19 protein-coding genes are annotated in these 17,136 nt (G+C 46.6%); 9 read left to right on the top strand and 10 right to left on the bottom strand.

Features of this window, described 5'->3' with window-relative positions; genetic code table 11:
- Positions 1-957, top strand: a 957-nt coding sequence (locus QT974_RS10445; RefSeq protein ID WP_333468418.1) for a histidinol-phosphate transaminase, incomplete at its 5' end; no start/stop codon positions are given.
- 49 nt (positions 958-1,006) lie between these two features.
- Here QT974_RS10445 and QT974_RS10440 read toward each other — a convergent pair.
- Positions 1,007-1,579, bottom strand: a complete 573-nt coding sequence (locus QT974_RS10440; protein ID WP_333468417.1) for a hypothetical protein — start codon at positions 1,577-1,579, stop codon at positions 1,007-1,009.
- A 58-nt stretch (positions 1,580-1,637) separates the two neighbouring features.
- On the opposite strand from QT974_RS10440, the gene QT974_RS10435 reads away from it, so the two are divergent.
- Together QT974_RS10435 and QT974_RS10430 are read left to right on the top strand one after the other, a co-directional pair.
- A complete protein-coding gene (locus QT974_RS10435) occupies positions 1,638-2,066 on the top strand; it encodes a DUF2358 domain-containing protein (RefSeq protein WP_333468419.1) in 429 nt (142 codons plus the stop codon).
- A gap of 162 nt (positions 2,067-2,228) precedes the next feature.
- Positions 2,229-2,651, top strand: a complete 423-nt coding sequence (locus tag QT974_RS10430) for a fasciclin domain-containing protein (RefSeq protein WP_333468416.1) — start codon at positions 2,229-2,231, stop codon at positions 2,649-2,651.
- Positions 2,652-2,761: 110 nt separating this feature from the next.
- Here the strand turns inward: QT974_RS10430 and QT974_RS10425 are convergent, their stop codons facing one another.
- On the bottom strand, positions 2,762-4,228 hold the full coding sequence (locus QT974_RS10425) for a glycoside hydrolase family 13 protein (protein WP_333468415.1): 1,467 nt from the start codon (positions 4,226-4,228) through the stop codon (positions 2,762-2,764).
- A 747-nt stretch (positions 4,229-4,975) separates the two neighbouring features.
- Here QT974_RS10425 and QT974_RS10420 point away from each other — a divergent pair.
- On the top strand, positions 4,976-6,265 hold the full coding sequence (locus QT974_RS10420; RefSeq protein ID WP_333468414.1) for a glucose-1-phosphate adenylyltransferase: 1,290 nt from the start codon (positions 4,976-4,978) through the stop codon (positions 6,263-6,265).
- 65 nt (positions 6,266-6,330) lie between these two features.
- On the opposite strand, the gene QT974_RS10415 is transcribed toward QT974_RS10420, so the two are convergent.
- Positions 6,331-6,588 carry a hypothetical protein gene (locus QT974_RS10415; RefSeq protein WP_333468413.1) on the bottom strand — a complete coding sequence of 86 codons (258 nt, stop codon included), beginning with the start codon at positions 6,586-6,588 and terminating at the stop codon, positions 6,331-6,333.
- A 374-nt stretch (positions 6,589-6,962) separates the two neighbouring features.
- On the opposite strand from QT974_RS10415, the gene QT974_RS10410 reads away from it, so the two are divergent.
- Together QT974_RS10410 and QT974_RS10405 are read left to right on the top strand one after the other, a co-directional pair.
- Entirely contained in the window at positions 6,963-7,337 is a 375-nt protein-coding gene (locus QT974_RS10410) for a hypothetical protein (RefSeq protein ID WP_333468412.1), read from the top strand.
- A gap of 81 nt (positions 7,338-7,418) precedes the next feature.
- Positions 7,419-8,423: a DnaJ C-terminal domain-containing protein gene (locus QT974_RS10405; RefSeq protein ID WP_333468411.1), complete on the top strand. Its 1,005-nt coding sequence runs from the start codon at positions 7,419-7,421 to the stop codon at positions 8,421-8,423.
- A gap of 393 nt (positions 8,424-8,816) precedes the next feature.
- Here QT974_RS10405 and QT974_RS10400 read toward each other — a convergent pair whose 3' ends face one another.
- The 5 genes from QT974_RS10400 to QT974_RS10380 all read right to left on the bottom strand — a co-directional run bounded on the left by QT974_RS10400 (position 8,817) and on the right by QT974_RS10380 (position 13,667).
- Complete coding sequence (locus tag QT974_RS10400) at positions 8,817-9,089, bottom strand: DUF1816 domain-containing protein (protein ID WP_333468410.1); 273 nt, start codon at positions 9,087-9,089, stop codon at positions 8,817-8,819.
- 648 nt (positions 9,090-9,737) lie between these two features.
- On the bottom strand, positions 9,738-10,028 hold the full coding sequence (locus tag QT974_RS10395) for a DUF1816 domain-containing protein (protein ID WP_333468409.1): 291 nt from the start codon (positions 10,026-10,028) through the stop codon (positions 9,738-9,740).
- 487 nt (positions 10,029-10,515) lie between these two features.
- Entirely contained in the window at positions 10,516-11,271 is a 756-nt protein-coding gene (locus QT974_RS10390) for an LmeA family phospholipid-binding protein (protein WP_333468408.1), read from the bottom strand.
- Between the two features lie 162 nt (positions 11,272-11,433).
- Positions 11,434-12,027: a pentapeptide repeat-containing protein gene (locus QT974_RS10385; RefSeq protein WP_333468407.1), complete on the bottom strand. Its 594-nt coding sequence runs from the start codon at positions 12,025-12,027 to the stop codon at positions 11,434-11,436.
- A gap of 227 nt (positions 12,028-12,254) precedes the next feature.
- Positions 12,255-13,667, bottom strand: coding sequence for an HD domain-containing phosphohydrolase (locus tag QT974_RS10380; protein ID WP_333468406.1), 1,413 nt, complete (start codon positions 13,665-13,667; stop codon positions 12,255-12,257).
- A gap of 354 nt (positions 13,668-14,021) precedes the next feature.
- Here QT974_RS10380 and QT974_RS10375 point away from each other — a divergent pair, with 354 nt between their 5' ends.
- Positions 14,022-14,762, top strand: coding sequence for an LmeA family phospholipid-binding protein (locus QT974_RS10375; protein WP_333468405.1), 741 nt, complete (start codon positions 14,022-14,024; stop codon positions 14,760-14,762).
- Between the two features lie 121 nt (positions 14,763-14,883).
- On the opposite strand, the gene QT974_RS10370 is transcribed toward QT974_RS10375, so the two are convergent.
- Positions 14,884-15,036, bottom strand: coding sequence for a hypothetical protein (locus QT974_RS10370; RefSeq protein WP_333468404.1), 153 nt, complete (start codon positions 15,034-15,036; stop codon positions 14,884-14,886).
- Positions 15,037-15,088: 52 nt separating this feature from the next.
- Between QT974_RS10370 and QT974_RS10365 the strand changes: the two genes are divergently transcribed.
- Positions 15,089-15,658: a DUF6658 family protein gene (locus QT974_RS10365; protein ID WP_333468403.1), complete on the top strand. Its 570-nt coding sequence runs from the start codon at positions 15,089-15,091 to the stop codon at positions 15,656-15,658.
- Positions 15,659-16,039: 381 nt separating this feature from the next.
- Here QT974_RS10365 and psb35 read toward each other — a convergent pair whose 3' ends face one another.
- Positions 16,040-16,234 (bottom strand): photosystem II assembly protein Psb35, encoded by a 195-nt coding sequence (gene psb35, locus QT974_RS10360; protein WP_333468402.1) that lies wholly within the window; start codon positions 16,232-16,234, stop codon positions 16,040-16,042.
- A gap of 114 nt (positions 16,235-16,348) precedes the next feature.
- Here psb35 and QT974_RS10355 point away from each other — a divergent pair.
- On the top strand, positions 16,349-17,136 hold a 788-nt coding region (locus tag QT974_RS10355), incomplete at its 3' end, for a glycerol-3-phosphate acyltransferase (protein WP_333468401.1).

The following is a 17,136-nucleotide window of genomic DNA, read 5'->3' as shown; positions in this document are numbered from 1 at the left end:
CCCCTAACCCCGGGGGGGCTTGGGGGGGTTCCACAGCCAAAAACCGCCATTACAGCCGACAATATCTCTGTCGGGAACGGTTCCGACGAACTAATTCGATCGCTCTTAATCGCTACTTGCTTGGGCGGCGCGGGTTCGATACTCGTCGCCAATCCCACCTTTTCGATGTACGGAATTACCGCCAAAACCCTCGGTATTCCCGTTGTCAGCATTCCGCGCCAAGAGGATAATTTTGAAATCGACATCAATGCAGCTAACAGGGCAATCTTCTCCGTCGATCGGCCTCTTGTAGGGGCGGGCTGCGCTAACGACCAAAATCAAAATCCCCCCGTGCGCATCGTCTTTGTCGTGCATCCCAATTCCCCGACAGCCAATGCTTTAACAATCAATGAAATAGAATGGTTGCAAAATTTGCCCGAAAATATTTTAGTAGTAATTGACGAAGCTTATTTTGAATTCAGCCAAAATACCTTAGCAGATAGATTGCACCAGCATCCGAATTGGATAATTTTGCGGACATTTTCTAAAGCATTTCGCCTAGCGTCAATGAGAGTCGGATATGCGATCGCCAATCCCGAACTCACAGCCACCTTAGAAAAAATTCGCCTTCCCTACAACCTCCCCAGTTTTTCGCAAACCGCAGCCGAATTCGCCCTCGCACAGCGGCAGTTATTGCTAGCAGTAATTCCCGAAATTATCTCAGGAAGAGCCAAATTAATTGCAGCGCTAACTCAGCATCAAAAATTACACGTTTGGCCGAGTGCCGCTAACTTCGTTTACCTGCGGGCGAAAGCCGCTGAGGGCGCACCAGTCGAGCAAAAGCACCAACAAATCATGCAGCAGTTAAAAGAGCGAGGTACTTTGATTCGGCACACCGGAGGAGGTTTGCGAATTACCGTGGGTTCTCCCGAGGAAAATCAGCGGACTGTCGATCGCCTCGCTGCAATTTTGACTTGACAAAAAAAACGGAACATGGTATAGGAATTAGCAAATTACGAGGTAATTTTTAACGATCGAGCTGTCGTGCCGCCCGAATGGTTTGGGGAAACACGCCGACTAAAAGCGCCAAAGCTCGATCGGGAATTTGTGCCACCGTTTCCAAATCAAAATATTGTTCAAACTGAGTTACAAGCATTTGTGCGCGTTCCAAAGCGACAGTCTTTCGTGTTAACTGTTCCGTTAGCCGCACCCAATGCCGCCGAATTCCAAAAGCTTTCTGTCTTTCTGCTGCCGATATAGGGCAAACCAAACAAAAATCCCCCACAGGAATCGCCTGCTGCGAGTCAGCATCAAAAGCACCTCCAACGGCAGCCCCGGGCCCGGCAAACTCTGCGTGGAAGCGTTTAATCAAAATTAGACCGTTCCGGCGACGGCTATCTACCATCAACAGCTTGCCGCTGGTGATGTCTGCGAGAATGTCAGATGAGTGGGAGTGTTCTGTCAAATCTGTGCCCAAGTTTCGATGTCGCAAGTCGGGGTCAGCAGAAATGCCGAGGCTCACAACACCGCTAGAGTTAAAATCAGAGCTGCATAAACTATCAAATCTGCGATCCTCCAGCGATCGTTCGAGATTATCCATTTACACTTATAAATTAATACTGTCACAAGGTGGTAGTTTGAGCGCCATAGAATATCAAATGCAGGCAGAACAAGCAGTAGACACACTGAAAGCCGATCTCCCAACCCTGTTTGAGAAAGACATCTCCTACGACATCTACACAAAAGATGTTTATTTTCAAGACCCTGTTAATAAATTTAAAGGAAAAATCAACTACCGGATTATCTTTTGGACTCTGCGGTTTCACGGGCAGCTATTTTTCACCGAGATTTACTTCGATCTACACGACGTAAGTCTGACAGCCCCCGATACTATTGTGGCAACTTGGACTGTTCGCGGCGTCCTGCGCGTACCCTGGAAACCTCAAATCTTGTTCAACGGCTATTCTACCTACAAGCTGGATGAGGACAGTTTAATTTACCAACATATCGATACCTGGGACAGAGATCCCGGAGAGATTCTCAAGCAGTTTTTGGGCAAAGGCGGGAATACTGGGCTCGGGATTTGACGAATAGTCGATCGTCCTCCACCATCCCCACCAGCAACCAGACTAACGTATAGTAGCTAAAACAATCATCAGCCCTCAGATCAATTTTTTGAGAAGTGTAAACTGCTAAAATAATCGTCGCTCCCGATTCATTTTCTGCTATTTTTACTTCCAAAAAACATCATGGCTGATATTATCGAGACTGCCACAAATGCCGGTTATTTCAGAACACTCGTAACTGTTATTGAAGCGGCTGGTTTGTTAGATTTATTGCAAAGTCCGGGCCCCTACACAGTCTTAGCACCCACTGACGATGCCTTTGCCAAAATTCCTACTAATACTATTGCCTCTTGGATGGAAGACATACCCAAGCTCAACAAAATTCTCACCTATCACATTCTGTTTGGCGAGGTACTAACTGAGAACTTGCTTGAGCTAAGTTCTGCTGAAACAGTAGAAGGTTCTGTGGTAGGAATTGATACTTCTGACGGCATTAAAATCAATGATGCTAAAGTCCTCACTCCAGATATTATTGCCGACAACGGCGTCATCCATATCATTGATGGGGTGCTAATGCCTGCATTCGTTGCAGCCCAATCAAACTAACGGTTTGATCGTTCGGAATGCGAGTCCGCAATCAAAGGACTCGCCTTCGGAACGCTCAAACCTATCTTAACAAAGCAATCCGCGCCTTGCACCTTAGCGGACATTTTAAACTAATTATCCGAACCTAAAATCAATCCCGATCGCGCCGGCAGCATCAATTCTAACTGCCGAATTTCTCCCGATCCTTTCCAAACAAACTCACCTTTACCGAACAGCAATTTCTCGTGAGGAGATTTCAAAGTAGGTGCCTTAAAGCTAATATGAGCTGCTTCGGTTGCGACATTGACAGCCACGACTATTTCTTCATCCCCCAAAATCCGAGCAAAGACATAAACCGTTCCCTCAGCAAACAGAATTTGGTAATCTCCGGTGCGGAGAGCAACGTATTTGTGCCGCAAAGCAATCAACTGCTTGTGATAATCTAAAACATCAAGTTCCCAGTGAGCTTCTAAGGGAAACCCGCGGCGAGAATCGGGATCGAGAGCGCCGGGTAAACCAACTTCATCGCCGTAGTAAATACTGGGAGCTCCGGGAAAAGTTAATAGCAGCAAACTAGCGAGTTCGACGCTAGCTTTATCGCCTCCAGCAATTGATAGCAACCTGGCTGTATCGTGACTCGCCAACAAATTGAGTTGAGTGAGCTGGATCGGCCATGGGTAAAGTTCCAAAACGTGCTGAATTTTTTCGCCATACTGTTTAGCAAACAGCGGCGGATAGGGATGGTAAGAACGACCTTCAATTTGAGCTAAATCTACTCTGTCGCCCGCAGCAAAAGCAATCGTGGGGGCCGCAAACAGATAATTCATTACTCCGTCAAATTGACTGCCATCGAGCCATTCTCTGGCATCTTCCCAAACTTCCCCGACAATGTAAGCTTCGGGATTAATTGCTTTGACTCGTTCTCTAAATTCTTGCCAAAATCCCGGCGTTTTAATTTCAAAAGGAACATCGAGCCGCCAGCCGTCGATGCCAAATTTAATCCAGTATTCGGCGATTTCCATGATGTATTCTCGCACTTCTGGATTGTCGTGATTGAATTCAGGAAGTGCTCGATTGCCGTCCCAACCTGCATAATTAGCAGGAAAATTGCCGTCGTAGGCTGATAGCGGCCAGCCTTCTATTTTAAACCAATCTACCCAAGGAGAATTGGGGCCGTTTTCCAGGATGTCGTGAAAGAAGAAAAAGCCGCGGCTGGCGTGGTTGAATACGCCGTCGAGGACAATTTTGATGTTGCGAGCGTGGGCGGCGTCTAGAAGCTCTTTAAACGCTGGATTGCCGCCCAACATCGGATCGACTTGATAGTAGTCGTGGGTGTGGTAGCGGTGATTGCAAGCTGACTGAAATATCGGGGTGAAATAAATTGCGTTGATGCCTAACTCTTGCAGGTAGTCTAGCTCTTCCATCACGCCCCACAAGTCGCCGCCTTTGTAGCCCTGAAGTGTCGGAATTTCGTGCCATTCTTCCCAGATGAAGTTTTGCAGCAGGCGTTTGCGGGGCTGTTTGCTTTTGGCAAAGCGATCGGGGAATATTTGGTAGAATACCGCGTGTTTAACCCAGTCAGGCGTTTGAATTTGCATACACTTTTCCTGTATTTTACGGCTTAGGCTACAGTAGTAGACGTTACTAGGCAATCTAGCTTTTGGTAGAAGAATAGACAATTAATCGATTTTTGTCGATCGACCGATCGCCCAATACTCCACAAATTTGCTGTCTGTGTGACATTTCCCAGCGATTCTAGCCTATAAATTTATCGTCCCAGCAGGTGGCGCTTCCTCAGTAGTGCGGAGTCTGATAAATTTATCAAACAGGAACGCCAGGAAAAAACCAGATCGAACTCAAGCTTAACCCGAGCCGAGTTTGGCCACCAAGTGCGATCGATCGCGCTGAAACCAGAACAACCGGGGCGAGGGAGGGCCCAGATCGATCGGACTTGTCGCCAAGTGCGAATTCACCCAAAAAACTTGTAATTAACAGCCACAACCCCGAACCTGATTGTTTTGTTAAACTGCCATTATTTACTGATGGGTATTTTAACTCACAACTCCCAACTTTTACAAATATCAATTATTGATGGATGAGTATTTTAACTCACAACTCAAAATAGATAACTCCTGTCCCGCAGCCACTCCTACTCTGGGCGATTGGTTTTTAAGTGCTATTAAAGGTTTCAACGAAGTATATTAGATTAAAAAACCCGGTTTCTGCACCAGTGACTGAAATCTAAACTCAAAACTCAAAACTTCCTCGCTCCCCCCCCTTGTCAAGAAGCCCTCACCATCGGACACTGGACTTGAAGAGTTAATAGATCCTAGGGAGAAAGTTCCTTGAAAAGAGTCTTAGCCATCATCCTCGGTGGCGGTGTCGGCACCCGCCTTTACCCCCTAACCAAACTACGCGCCAAACCCGCAGTTCCCCTCGCAGGTAAATATCGCCTCATCGATATTCCTGTCAGCAATTGCATCAACTCCGAAATAGTCAAAATCTACGTCCTCACCCAATTCAACTCGGCATCCCTCAACCGCCACATCTCTCGCACCTACCAGTTTTCCGGCTTCACCGAGGGATTTGTCGAGGTGCTCGCCGCCCAGCAAACTCAGGAAAACCCGAACTGGTTTCAAGGGACAGCCGACGCAGTTCGCCAATATCTCTCGTTGCTAGAACAGTGGGACGTTGACGAATACTTGATTCTCTCGGGCGACCACCTCTACCGCATGGACTACCAGAAGTTTGTGGATAGACACCGCGAAACCAATGCCGATATCACCCTTTCGGTTTTGCCAATGGACGAGAAGCGAGCCTCGGATTTTGGTTTAATGAAAATCGACGACAACGGCCGCATTGTTTCTTTCAGCGAAAAGCCAAAAGGTGATGCGCTCAAACAAATGCAGGTGGATACTACTAAACTGGGACTGACAGCGCAGCAGGCTCAGGAAAGCCCTTACATTGCTTCGATGGGGATTTACGTCTTCAAAAAAGAAGTTCTGATTAAACTCCTTAAAGAATCTCCCAACCAAACTGATTTTGGTAAAGAGATTATTCCCAATTCTTCAAAAGACCACAACGTTCAAGCTTATTTGTTTGACGATTACTGGGAAGATATCGGAACCATTGAGGCTTTTTATGATGCTAACTTGGCGCTGACAAAACAGCCTCAGCCGCCTTTTAGTTTCTACGATGAAAAGGCGCCGATTTATACTCGCCCGCGTTTCTTGCCGCCGACTAAGCTTTTAGATACTCATGTGACGGAATCAATTATTGCTGAAGGCTGCATTCTCAAACAGTGCCGGATCGACCATTCTGTGTTGGGAGTTCGATCGCGCATTGAAGCTGGATGTACGATTCAAGATACCCTGGTTTTGGGTGCTGACTTCTACGAACCCGACGCCGAACGGCATTCGAGTGTGGACAACGGTGGCGTCGCCCTAGGTATTGGTGCAGATACTACAATTCGCCGCGCGATTGTGGATAAAAATGCCAGAATCGGCCGCAACGTTCAAATCATTAATAAAGACCGAGTGGAAGAAGCCAACCGCGAAAGCCAAGGTTTTTACATCCGCAGCGGTATTGTCGTAGTCCTCAAAAATGCCACGATTCCTGATGGAACTATCATTTAGTTATTAGTCATTAGTCATTAGTCGTCAGTCATTAGTTTTTTAATTTAAAATCTGTTATCTGCCAGCTAGTGACTGATGATAAATAAATAAATTAGTGACAGATCGCCAATGGCCCAGGACTGATGACTAATTTTTTTGAGCTCAGGATTAATTGCAACTGCTGAGGCTCCCGCTGTCAAATACTTGGCTTTATTCAAACCCAGGCGCATTAGTAATGGACAGTCTCTACTGTTGCAGTCTGCTGCGATACAGATATGTTCGATCGCCTGCGTCTGGCGGATAACTTCTGATTCTGGTATTTGCGATCGTAGCAAGACTGGCATATCCGCTGCCCGTTTCTGAGCACAACACAACTCTCGGAACTATCTTTCCAATCGTCGCAGCAGCCACAAGGCCAACTTAGCAAATAATTCATAATCCTAGCACTCTGGTAGCGTTAAAAGCTGATGGTTTTACCATCCTATCTTAATTTTTCTGAAAGTGTGTGTTCTAATTAACAGACAAAGCAGAAATTATGTTCTATATATATGACTTAAGTATATACAGATGCTGTGAAAGTAAGAAAGTATATCATCTTAGTGTGAAAAATAAAAAATATTTCAAAAGATTGTAGAATTAATGCACGCTTTATGGTAGGGTTTATGCAAAATCTAGGGGACAGATTTGACAAAACTTGCTGATGAGAACTTGCTAGGATTTGCACTGGCGAACAGTTAGAGAAAGAGAAGTTCGATCGCACATTCAGAAAAAAAAGAGCAAAAAAGAGCGATCGTCGGCGATCGGGTCAACCCGACGGGCGATCGAACCAAAAGCAGCAGCAGCTTTCCCCAGACTCCGAGGGATGCGGCAGCCACACCAAAATTCCGAAGGCGCACAACTCCTGAAAATCTCCAACAGCAGGGGGGGTGCGGAAATTGCGATGTCCCGCCAGCAACAACCGAACTCGATCGAGTCCAAACCTTTGATAACCTATAATCTGAAGAAGGAAGAAGAAAGAAGGAAGAAGGAAGAAGTGCAACGCCAGAACGTCCTGACCATCGGGCGCGGTTGCTATAATTCGCCATCCTGCTAATTTAGGATTGATTCTTTCTAACAACTAACAACTAACAACTAATAACTAACAACTAACAACTAATAAAGAGGGGATTGCTTAATGGCTGCAACAGATTTTAAAGACTATTACGCTATTTTGGGACTAAACAAAACCGCCAGCTCAGACGAAATTAAAAAAACTTTTCGCAAACTAGCCCGGAAATATCACCCGGACATGAACCCCGGGAACAAAGAAGCTGAAGCTCGTTTTAAAGAAGTCAACGAAGCTTACGAAGTGCTTTCCGATCCAGAAAAACGCAAAAAATACGACCAATACGGTCAATATTGGAAGCAAGCGGCTGCAACTCCCAGTGGATGGCCGGGCCCAGCGGGTACGAATGTAGATTTTGGCGGCGTTGACTTCAGCCAGTACGGCAGTTTTGACGAATTTATCAATGCTTTGCTTGGCCGCGCGGCTAGCAGCGGTGCCGGTAGCAGCCGCAGCAGCAAGTGGAATTACCGCACCAGCACCGGTGGGCCCACAGGTTTTGGCGGATTTGAAGATTTCGCCGGCTACGAAAACCGCACCGCAGGAAGCTCTCTCGATACCGAAGTCGTGATTTCCCTGACTCTGGGGGAAGCTTTTCGTGGGACTTCCAAGCGAGTCGCTACGGGGGAAGTTTCGATTCCTGCGGGAGTGAAAACCGGCAGCAAAATTCGGGTGAAAGGTAAAGGTCAAGTTGACCCCTATACCAAGCAACAGGGAGATTTGTACCTAAAATTAGAAGTTGTACCTCACCCTTTCTTCCAGTTTGAGGGAGAGAATTTGGTCTGCGAAGTGCCGATAACTCCCGACGAAGCGGTGTTGGGAGCTTCTATTGAAGTGCCGGCGCCTGAAGGTACCATCGTGGTAAAATTTCCGCCCGGGATGCGATCGGGTCAGTCTTTGCGGTTGCGGGGTAAAGGATGGCCAAAAGCCAAGAAAGATGAACGCACTGATTTGTTGGTCAAAATTGCGATCGTCCCGCCGAAAGAACTTAGTGCTCTAGAGCGGGAATGCTACGAAAAAATTCAGGTAAATCGCAGTTTTAATCCCCGCAACACTTTAAATCAGATGGCACTTTAATTTTAATTACCAGAAGCAACTATTGGTGCGATCGATGCCAACAGCCCAAAAAGTTAGTGATGTGTCGCAATACACCCGTATCAGCGTTAGTTTTGAAGTCTGGGACGCAAATAACCGGGTTTTTGCTGAAAATATGCGGTTGATCAGCTAAAAAAGACTCAAAAACTGGGTTTTGAACTTTCTGTGCTTCTCAGACTGCCGATCGAAGTTTTTTGTTTTCTACCCAAGTAGCAGAAGATACTGCTGTAATTAATGTTGTTTGCGGCCCCAGCCCTGGGTTTTAAAAGTTATTTATTTATAGTTCACCATTCGCGCCTAATCTAGACTGACACTTAGCATTAAATTGGCAATGCCAATAGCTGGATTGACGCGAACGGTGAACCTAATTTGATTTTACTCATCGCTAGCTGTTAGCTGACTGGGCTGGCGACCTTGCTTGATGTTAATGCTAATTTTTTTAGCTCCTTTCTTTTCCAAGTCTTTGATGTAGCCGTTCGTGTTATTAGAAGCTTCATCCTTGGTTTCGTAGGGGCCAAAGTAATAGGTACGTTTGGGCGAATCTGTGTCAACTTCCACCCACCACTCGCGACCTCTACTGCCGCCCATCGGTTGAGTCAGTATCCAGAAAGCAGCAACGTACATACCTAATAGATAAAGTCCGAACATAGTAGCTCTCCCCAAAGTTAAGTAGGTTATACTTTTCTTAAACTAGCAAAATAAATAGCTAGCTCGGCTCGTCCTCAGTGCTGATTTAACGACCTTAATTTTTGAGATTTTAGGCTGGCTAATATCAGCATTTTGGTGGAGAAGAGGCTGAATTTTAAGCCGTCACTACAAATAGAAAGTAGGCAAAGCAAGGACTAGGAGAAAACAATGGATGCTCGATCTATTGCTCAGCCTTGAATTATAGCAACCAATCCCGACGATGAGCAAGTAAGTTGTTAATTGCTGAAACTGTTACGGAAGATTTCGCCTTCCTTCTTGCGATTTATATTTCTATTTTTCGATAATTTAAAACTCAAACAGAACTGATATCAGGTATGGTTGTGTTCGTAGTGCGGAAGGGAGTCCGCAGCCCTAGAGCGGACTCCCTTCCGCACTACAAACCTTTTTTGTAGTGCGTCGGGAGTGTCCGCAGCCCTAGAGCGTCGGGAGTGTCCGCACTACAAACCTTTTTTGTTATGCTAATCGACCGGATACGATCTGACGAAATCTTGACTGGCTGAAACCGGGTTGTTTAACTCATACTTCTCACAATATAGGGAGTATTTCAGTTAAACAACCAGGTTTCGGCAGCCTGAACTATCAAAATTATTAAGCAGCGATACTGTTTGAGAATTCACTTTCGCAGATGGTGAGATCCGAAGGATGACACCGTTTGATCCGGATGCTAACTCTTTTGGCTCCCTCGCTTTCCAAGTCTTCGATATAGCCGGGAGTATTGCTGGATGCTTCTTTGTCGGTGTCGAAGGGGCCAAAATAGTAGGTACAGTAGGGCAAATCTGTGACAATTTCTACCCACCATTTGTCTGGTGGGCGGCGGCTTGGCCCAGCAAACACGGACAAGACTGCGAGGTAGAGACCAAATAAATAAAATCCAAGCATTTTTCCTCTTTATGGGTTATTTATTTTGTAATAGGACTTGTGTCCTCGCGACTCTCATTAACCGGGTTATCAAATCTTCGCGATCGCCCCCCACCACAGAATTTCGTTCCTAAAACCCGGTTTTTGGATTCAATATACTCTAACTTTATCAAGACAATTGGCGCGATCGCCTCAACCTGAGTGCTGATTTTAAGGCTAGAATACGATCGCCGTTAATCAGCTATTTTGCATTTAAAGATTAAACTCGATCGCGGGCTGTGAATATCCACCCTATAAGATTTTAAGTATGCAGTAGTTTGATAAATTAAATACGCGACAGCTTTCTTTGTTCAGAAAATTCGCCGGAACATACAGCGATCTGATGCTGCCCATTACCAAAGCCAATAAACAGTCCTTAAAATAGCAAAACCCGCACAGGCGGGTTTTGTTTTTAAGATATAAAATTCCTCGAACCAATCGGATTTGCAGAACCAAAGCAGGCTCAGACTTAACGCTTGCCTTTGGGGAACTGTTCGATACCAGCCCAACCGTAAAAAACCAGTTCGTCGTTTTGAACTCGACAGCGGTCTACTCGCAGTTGAGTACCCTCTAAGGCAAATTTATCTAAGTCTAGCAAGTTATTTACGTGGACAATTATAGCTTGAGCCAAGTCTATTGCTTGCCCGTCACCGCCGTAAGTAACGCTAACAAATTGGATTTTGCGTCGGTCTTCTACTTGCAACTGAGCTGTAATATCTATTTTGACTGGTTCGCTGTCCTGGCCGATCGTAATCTGGGACTGAAGCCGAATTGATTTGTCGGCTCCAAAGCTGACTTCAGTGTTTTGAAAGTGGAGAGATTGGTCTTGGTAACTCAGCTTCTGGAGTTTTTCAACTACAAAAGGTGTATTGAATGAGGTGGTTAAATCCGATCGGCTTAATACTACTCGCATATTTGCCTGGGTAGGCTGCCGCAATTTGACTTGACCTGCAAAAATCGCCCCAAAATCAATTGAGAGTGCTTGCAGGTAGAGTTCCATCACTTCTATGCGCAGGCCGTTATACATCAACATACCTTTACCAACGAAGTCAAAACCGTCTATGCTTCCCTGCAAGAGTTTGGCCACAGGTTCGACTCGGATGTTGGCTTCTGCCTTTTCAGAACGTTTGAATAAGGCTGCGATCGCAGCTCCTGCTACTTTGCTGACAAGGCGATCGCCACTTTGACCTTGAAAGGATGTACCGCTAAACAAAGCTGCTACCATTAATTCGTTTGCTCATCTACAGTCGCTATTATAACCTCTGATTAAGAATTGTTAAAATAGCTTGTACTTATTCACTTCATAAGCATAAGTTGTTCTGCTTGTCTGTCTTCAAAATGACACTTCGCCACGCAGTCGTTGGGCACTGTGCCGGATTTTTGAATTTTAAGGACTCAGGGGCGTGCCTTGGAGACAAGCGCGATCGAGTAATGCTCCATCCCAGACGGTATGTTCGATCGCAGCACAAAGCAAATTAGCCCCCGTCAGATTAGCACCGCGCAGTACGGCTCCATTCAGGATAGCTTCTTCCAAGTCTGCGCCGGACAAATCTGCGCCGGACAAATTGGCATTGCTCAAATCTGCCTGCTGCAAGATGGCGCGAGCCAAGTTAGCGCCCCGCAAATCGGCGCCGCGCAAATCGACACCTGTGAGATCCAAATTGCCGATCGAGGCCGCCGTCAAAAAAGCACCCCCAAAACTTGCATCGCGGACTAAAGCGTTAGCAAAGGAAGCACCGCGCAAGTCAGCATTCCGAAAATCGGCGCCGCGCAAGTCAGCACCGCTCAAGTCAGCACCGCGAAGGTTTGCTCGCAGCACCGCCCGCTGCAAGTTAGCACCGGTCAGATCAGCTCCTGTTAAGTTGGCTTGAGACAAGTCGGCACCGGCGAGATCGGCTCCAGCTAAGTCTGCGCCAGCTAAATCTATACCGGCCAATATATGAATTTTGCCTTGGCGTATGGCTTCGAGGTCATAAGTCATTAGTTTTTAGTCATAAGTCATGAGTCAGTTGGCAGTTGGCAGTTGGTAGTTGACTCCGAAAGCAGTTGTCATTAGTCATCAGTCCTGTCGTCAGAAGTGCGATCGAACAGCAGTCATTAGTCATCAGTCATTGGTCATTAGTTAACGGTTAACTGTCAACTGACAACTGACAACTGTCCACTGACAACTGACAACTGTCCACTGTCCACTGAATTACCGAACTCATTTTATAATGCCGGAGTTGCCGCGGTCGTACGATCGCCCAAATCTTCCAACCAAATATTCGGCAGTTGACTCGGGCGACTCGGTAGCTCCATCAAGCCCATTTCTACCAGCCTGACGACATTGCCGAGGGTTTCGACTAAAGCCGGATCGAAGCGAGTCCCGCTCAGTTGCCGACACTTTTCTAAGGCTGCTGTCAAACTCAAAGCAGGACGGTCGCCGCGCGTTTGAGTCCAGGCTTGAAAACAAGCAGCCAACCCCAAAATCCGGGAACCGATCGGTGTCTCCTCGCCTCGCAAACCTTCGGGTCTGCCGCTGCCGTCCCAATATTCGAGTTTGTGCTTGACAATTTCGGCGACCGGTGCTAATTCCGGCATTGCTTGCAGGAGTTGAGAACCGATGAAACTGCGATCGCGCCAAAATGCTAGAGTCTGTTGGTCGAATTGATCCGGGGTCTTGGTGAACACCTCACTCGGGGCCGAAACTAAGCCGATGCGAAACAGCAATCCCGCCAGCCGCAGCCTACGCAACTGCAAAGCCGGCAAATCCAAAAGTTGACCCAAAGTTTCCGACAAAGCCGCCACCTGCAAAGACGCTGTGGGATTGGCGGTATCGCGTTCGTCCACGCGCTGGGCCATCCGCAGAAATGCTTGCAGTTTATTGGCGTTCAAGTTGCGGCTGACGCGCAAAGCTTGACCTTCCAATTCCCACAAATCTCGGGTTTGGCGGTTAATTGCCACCATTTGCTGCTGAGAAGTTTGCAGGTAAGTCACTATCCGGGTGACTACGCCGCTAATATCGGCTAGGGGCGGGCCTTTCGTGGCGAGAATTTCGTGATGAATTTCCAGCAAACTGTCAGCCAAGGGGGAGTTGTAATGTCGCGTCTGTTCTATAAAAATTTCTGCCGCCGCCGACACCAAGGACTGGTCAAAAGACCATAAACCGTAGAATTTTCGTTCTGTATCCACTTCTGGCTTGCCTTCTGGCAAGTATTCCTCATCGGAAAGTTCGCGACAAAGCACCATTGCTTTGTAGGTTGGGGCGAGGATGATTAAATTCCATTCTTGGATGATGGGGTCGATCGGATCGAGGTCGATTAAAGATACATTTTCTAATTGACCAGTTTTGTGGGTTGCGAAACCGCTGTCGGCTACTGCGCCGATGACAACGCGCCGAGAGGCATTAGCAATATCTAAGTATCTATCGGCTTCCTGCAAATACCATTTTCCTTGCTGAAACGTCACCAGAACTAGGGGTTTGAGTGCGAGATCGTCCCCGCTGCTGGTTTGCAAGATGTGGTCTTCTAGGGCGTGACACAGGGCTACTAGGGTGTTTTTGAAGTATACCCCGTAGCTAGAAGGCAGTTTTCCGTCAGGAAGTGTAGCTTGTAGTCTGGCGAGAGTTGATTCTGGATTCATTGCAAAAGGCGGTGCCGGCTCTTAATGTATTGTAACGTGCGATCGATGTTCTCGAAAATACTTTTGCCAAAAATCCGACTTTTTGATGGTTGGTGGCTCTACAATCCACAAAAACAGCGAGCTGATGGCGATCGATCCGCCTGTTTAAATTTATATCGAACTCAACCACACCGAAAGCGATTTCTTGCTCTTCAAAAAAACTTATTTGAATGGCGATGAATTAATTTCGGCAACGAAACTGAAAACCCTCTGTCTTTGGCTGAGTTTTTTCACCCGATAAACCTGCCGAGAGGAAGACGCTAACCAACATAAGTATTATCTACTATTTTTGAAACAATAGTAGGAATTTCAAGCGTGCCTCAACAAAATCGGAGTTTAGGGGAACAGGCGATCGACAAAGTAGCAGAGATTGCTATTGCCAGCAGATTAGACGGCTCTGAAAGTTTTTCTGTCACAGTCAACACCGATCCCGGCCAGCTAGCCCAGGGAGAAGTAGAGGCTGTTGACGTTGAGGGCAAAGGATTGGTAATGCAGCAAGATTTGCGCGTGCAAGAATTAGAAATTCACATCAATGATATTACTGTCAATCCCCTCAGCGCGATGTTTGGCAAAATTGAACTCAACGCGCCTGCCTTCGGTACCGCGCGAGCAGTTTTAACCGAAAGCGATATCAACCGCGCTTTTAATTCCGAATACATCGGCAGCAAACTGAACAACTTAAAAGTTAATGTTGAGGGAAAACCGCTGACAATTGATGTTAAAACGGTGAATTGCCAATTGCTTGCCTCCGGCAAAATTGCTTTAAATGCTGATGTATTAGTGCGAGAAACTGCTGCCACTGAAACAATTATCTTTACCGCTAAACCTCAGGTAGCCGCTGACGGTTGGGCAATTGCTCTTCAGGATGTGCAGTATCCCGAAAACAAGGAATTTTCGCCGGATTTAACGGCTGCTTTGGTCGGAAAAGCTGGTGAAATTTTAAACTTGCGCAATTTTGAACTTGAGGGAATGTCCCTGCGAATTCAACAGTTAAATGTGGAAGCTGGTTTGCTGACTTTGCAAGCTGAAGCGAAAGTGGAACAATTTCCCAGTTAGCAGTTATTGCGGTGCACCCCAAACTGAAATATTCTTGAAATCGAGCAATTAGAGTGATTTTCAGTTGAGCGAATTACAGATGCTCTGCGCTCTAGAACAAGGCACTGCCGCCTCCTTTATCTTATAGCTTCCAGGGTGCGCCTGCCCTATAAAAACTTTTCCGTTGTAGCAATTCTGGGAAGTGACGCACCCTAGGAATTTTCAATCCATCTAAAGTGAGACAAAATTCGATCGCCTTTCGCAGCAAAATATCCCCACCGTTAGAGGCAGCCATCGGAGTTTCTTTTTACTCTGGACAAGTAGTCGTAAACAATCGGGAAAATATTGTGAACACTGTAACTGATTTGATTAAAAGACTGCCTATCAGTCAAATTTTGACTGTATTTATGGCAGGCTTGCTGCTGTTTACCAGTACCGCTAATGCGGGCGATGTTCGAGGTGCTCGGCCCGAAAATCCTCCGGTTCAAATGGGAGGAATGAATAACCCCCACAAGGCCGATGGTGATGGGTACGCGGATTATCAAATGTCTACAGACCCGAAAGTTAATCAATCGCCTGCTAAAGTAGGAAAGAATCAAGCTAATTTGTCGATTTTGGGCAATCGCCTACTAGCTTCGACTGCGGCTGAGTCTAATGCTTCAAAGCTGCTGTATCCGGGTTCTGCACCAATGGAAACTGACAAGTTTGATGAAGAACTTGCCGGAGACAAAGCGCTGTTAGCAACGCCAGACGGACAGCCAGCCAAGGCTCAACCTGTTTTCGATCGCAGCGATCCAGATGCCAAAATTTTAGAGAGAGTAGGGGCAGCTTTTAAGGATGCTTCTAGTTTCCTGAAAGATAGTGCTGAAGATGCCAAGGAAAGCTCAGTAACGAAACTCAACCCGCTGCAAAAATAAGCAGGTATAAACTGCACTGCAATCAGATTTTTAGGGGCTTTTTGAGAATCGCCCCTACACAATTTTCACCAAAATTAAGCAAAATCTGTAGCGTGATATTCGATGCACCTAACGCTTGGTTTGATCGTTCGGACTTTAGTCCTCTGATTTTTATGAGGACTAAAGTCCGAACGATCAAACCTTTTTTGCTTGTGGTTTTTCTAGCGGACAGGATATGAGGATATTTATCAATATGTTCTCGATCGCAATATAAAAACAGGACTCGTGCAAAAAATGGAAAAGCCAGCCGTAAAAATTGCAGCGTTCTGGCTGCAATGACAAAGTTTTCTGATTAATTCACAAGTCCTATCTCAGCTTTTCTTCGTCTCAAGAAACTTTTTATTATTTACCTTTGGACTCAGAAACATCAGCAATCAAATCATCTTTATCAACTTGCGGTACAAAATCAGGCCGTTCTTTGGATTCCCAACCCGGGGGACGCTTGGAGTTGTACCACGCAATGGAGCCGATACTAACCGCAGCGACAAATCCAACACCAAGAACTGCGATGGGAATCATTAGGTTGTTATCTACCATTTGGTTCAAATCCTTATTTACTGTACTTCTATAGTATTTTATGTGCTATTGGCGCTCGTGCAATATATCGGAAGACTGAAAAATTGAGCGAATTGCAGCCATAATACTTAGAGATTGAAATTAAAGGGCCCCTTTATGCCGCTGTTGTCGATCGCGCTTCTGTTAAGCGCCAGTTTTGCTGTGGGTGCTTTGCCGCTTACTCGCTGGGCGGTGCTGCTGCTGGGCGGCAAGGATTTGAGGCGGTTGGGCACGGGGAATGCCGGCGTGTCGGCTGCTTTCATTCATGGGGGGAAATGGGCGGGGATTGCTGCGGTGTTGGCGGAAATTGCCCGGGGTATTGTGCCTGTTTTGGCGGGGAGATTTTGGTTTCCTGATTCACCTGCGATCGCGATCGCCCTGTTAATTCCTTTAGTCGCGGCTAGATACGCGATCGCCCGAGGTGGAGGCGTTACCAACGCCGTTTGGGGTCTTTTGGCATTTTCGCCGCCGGTGGCTCTCTCGTCGGGCATTTGGGGGCTACTGCTGTGGGCTTTGGCACAGCGGTGGTGGCAAAAGGGCGATCGGGCGAGACTGTTTGCTTCCCGCGGAGGCTGTCTGTGCACGCCAATCTGGGTTTGGGTGTGGCGTCAATCTTTGCCGGAATTCTTAGCAGCAGCAGGATTGGGAGTTTTATTAGCTGCAATTAATCTCAGTCAGGGTGATGATATGGCTTTATCTAAATCGGAACAATTGTTCTCTCTCGATGATTCGTTGGATGCTGCAATCTGCGGCGATAAGGCTGCTAGGTTGTCTCAGTTAAAACGCGCTGGTTTTAATGTTCCTTCTGGCTGGATTTTGCCATCGAAGGAAGAAGGCAGTTCGGCAGCGAGCAATGTGCGGGATGTAGCGGATGGAAGAAAGCA

Source organism: Microcoleus sp. BM001215392 (assembly GCF_036700185.1).
Classification (GTDB): Bacteria; Cyanobacteriota; Cyanobacteriia; order Cyanobacteriales; family Microcoleaceae; genus Microcoleus.
Note: the sequence above shows the minus strand (reverse complement) of the source record. Positions and strands in the feature narration are given on the sequence as shown.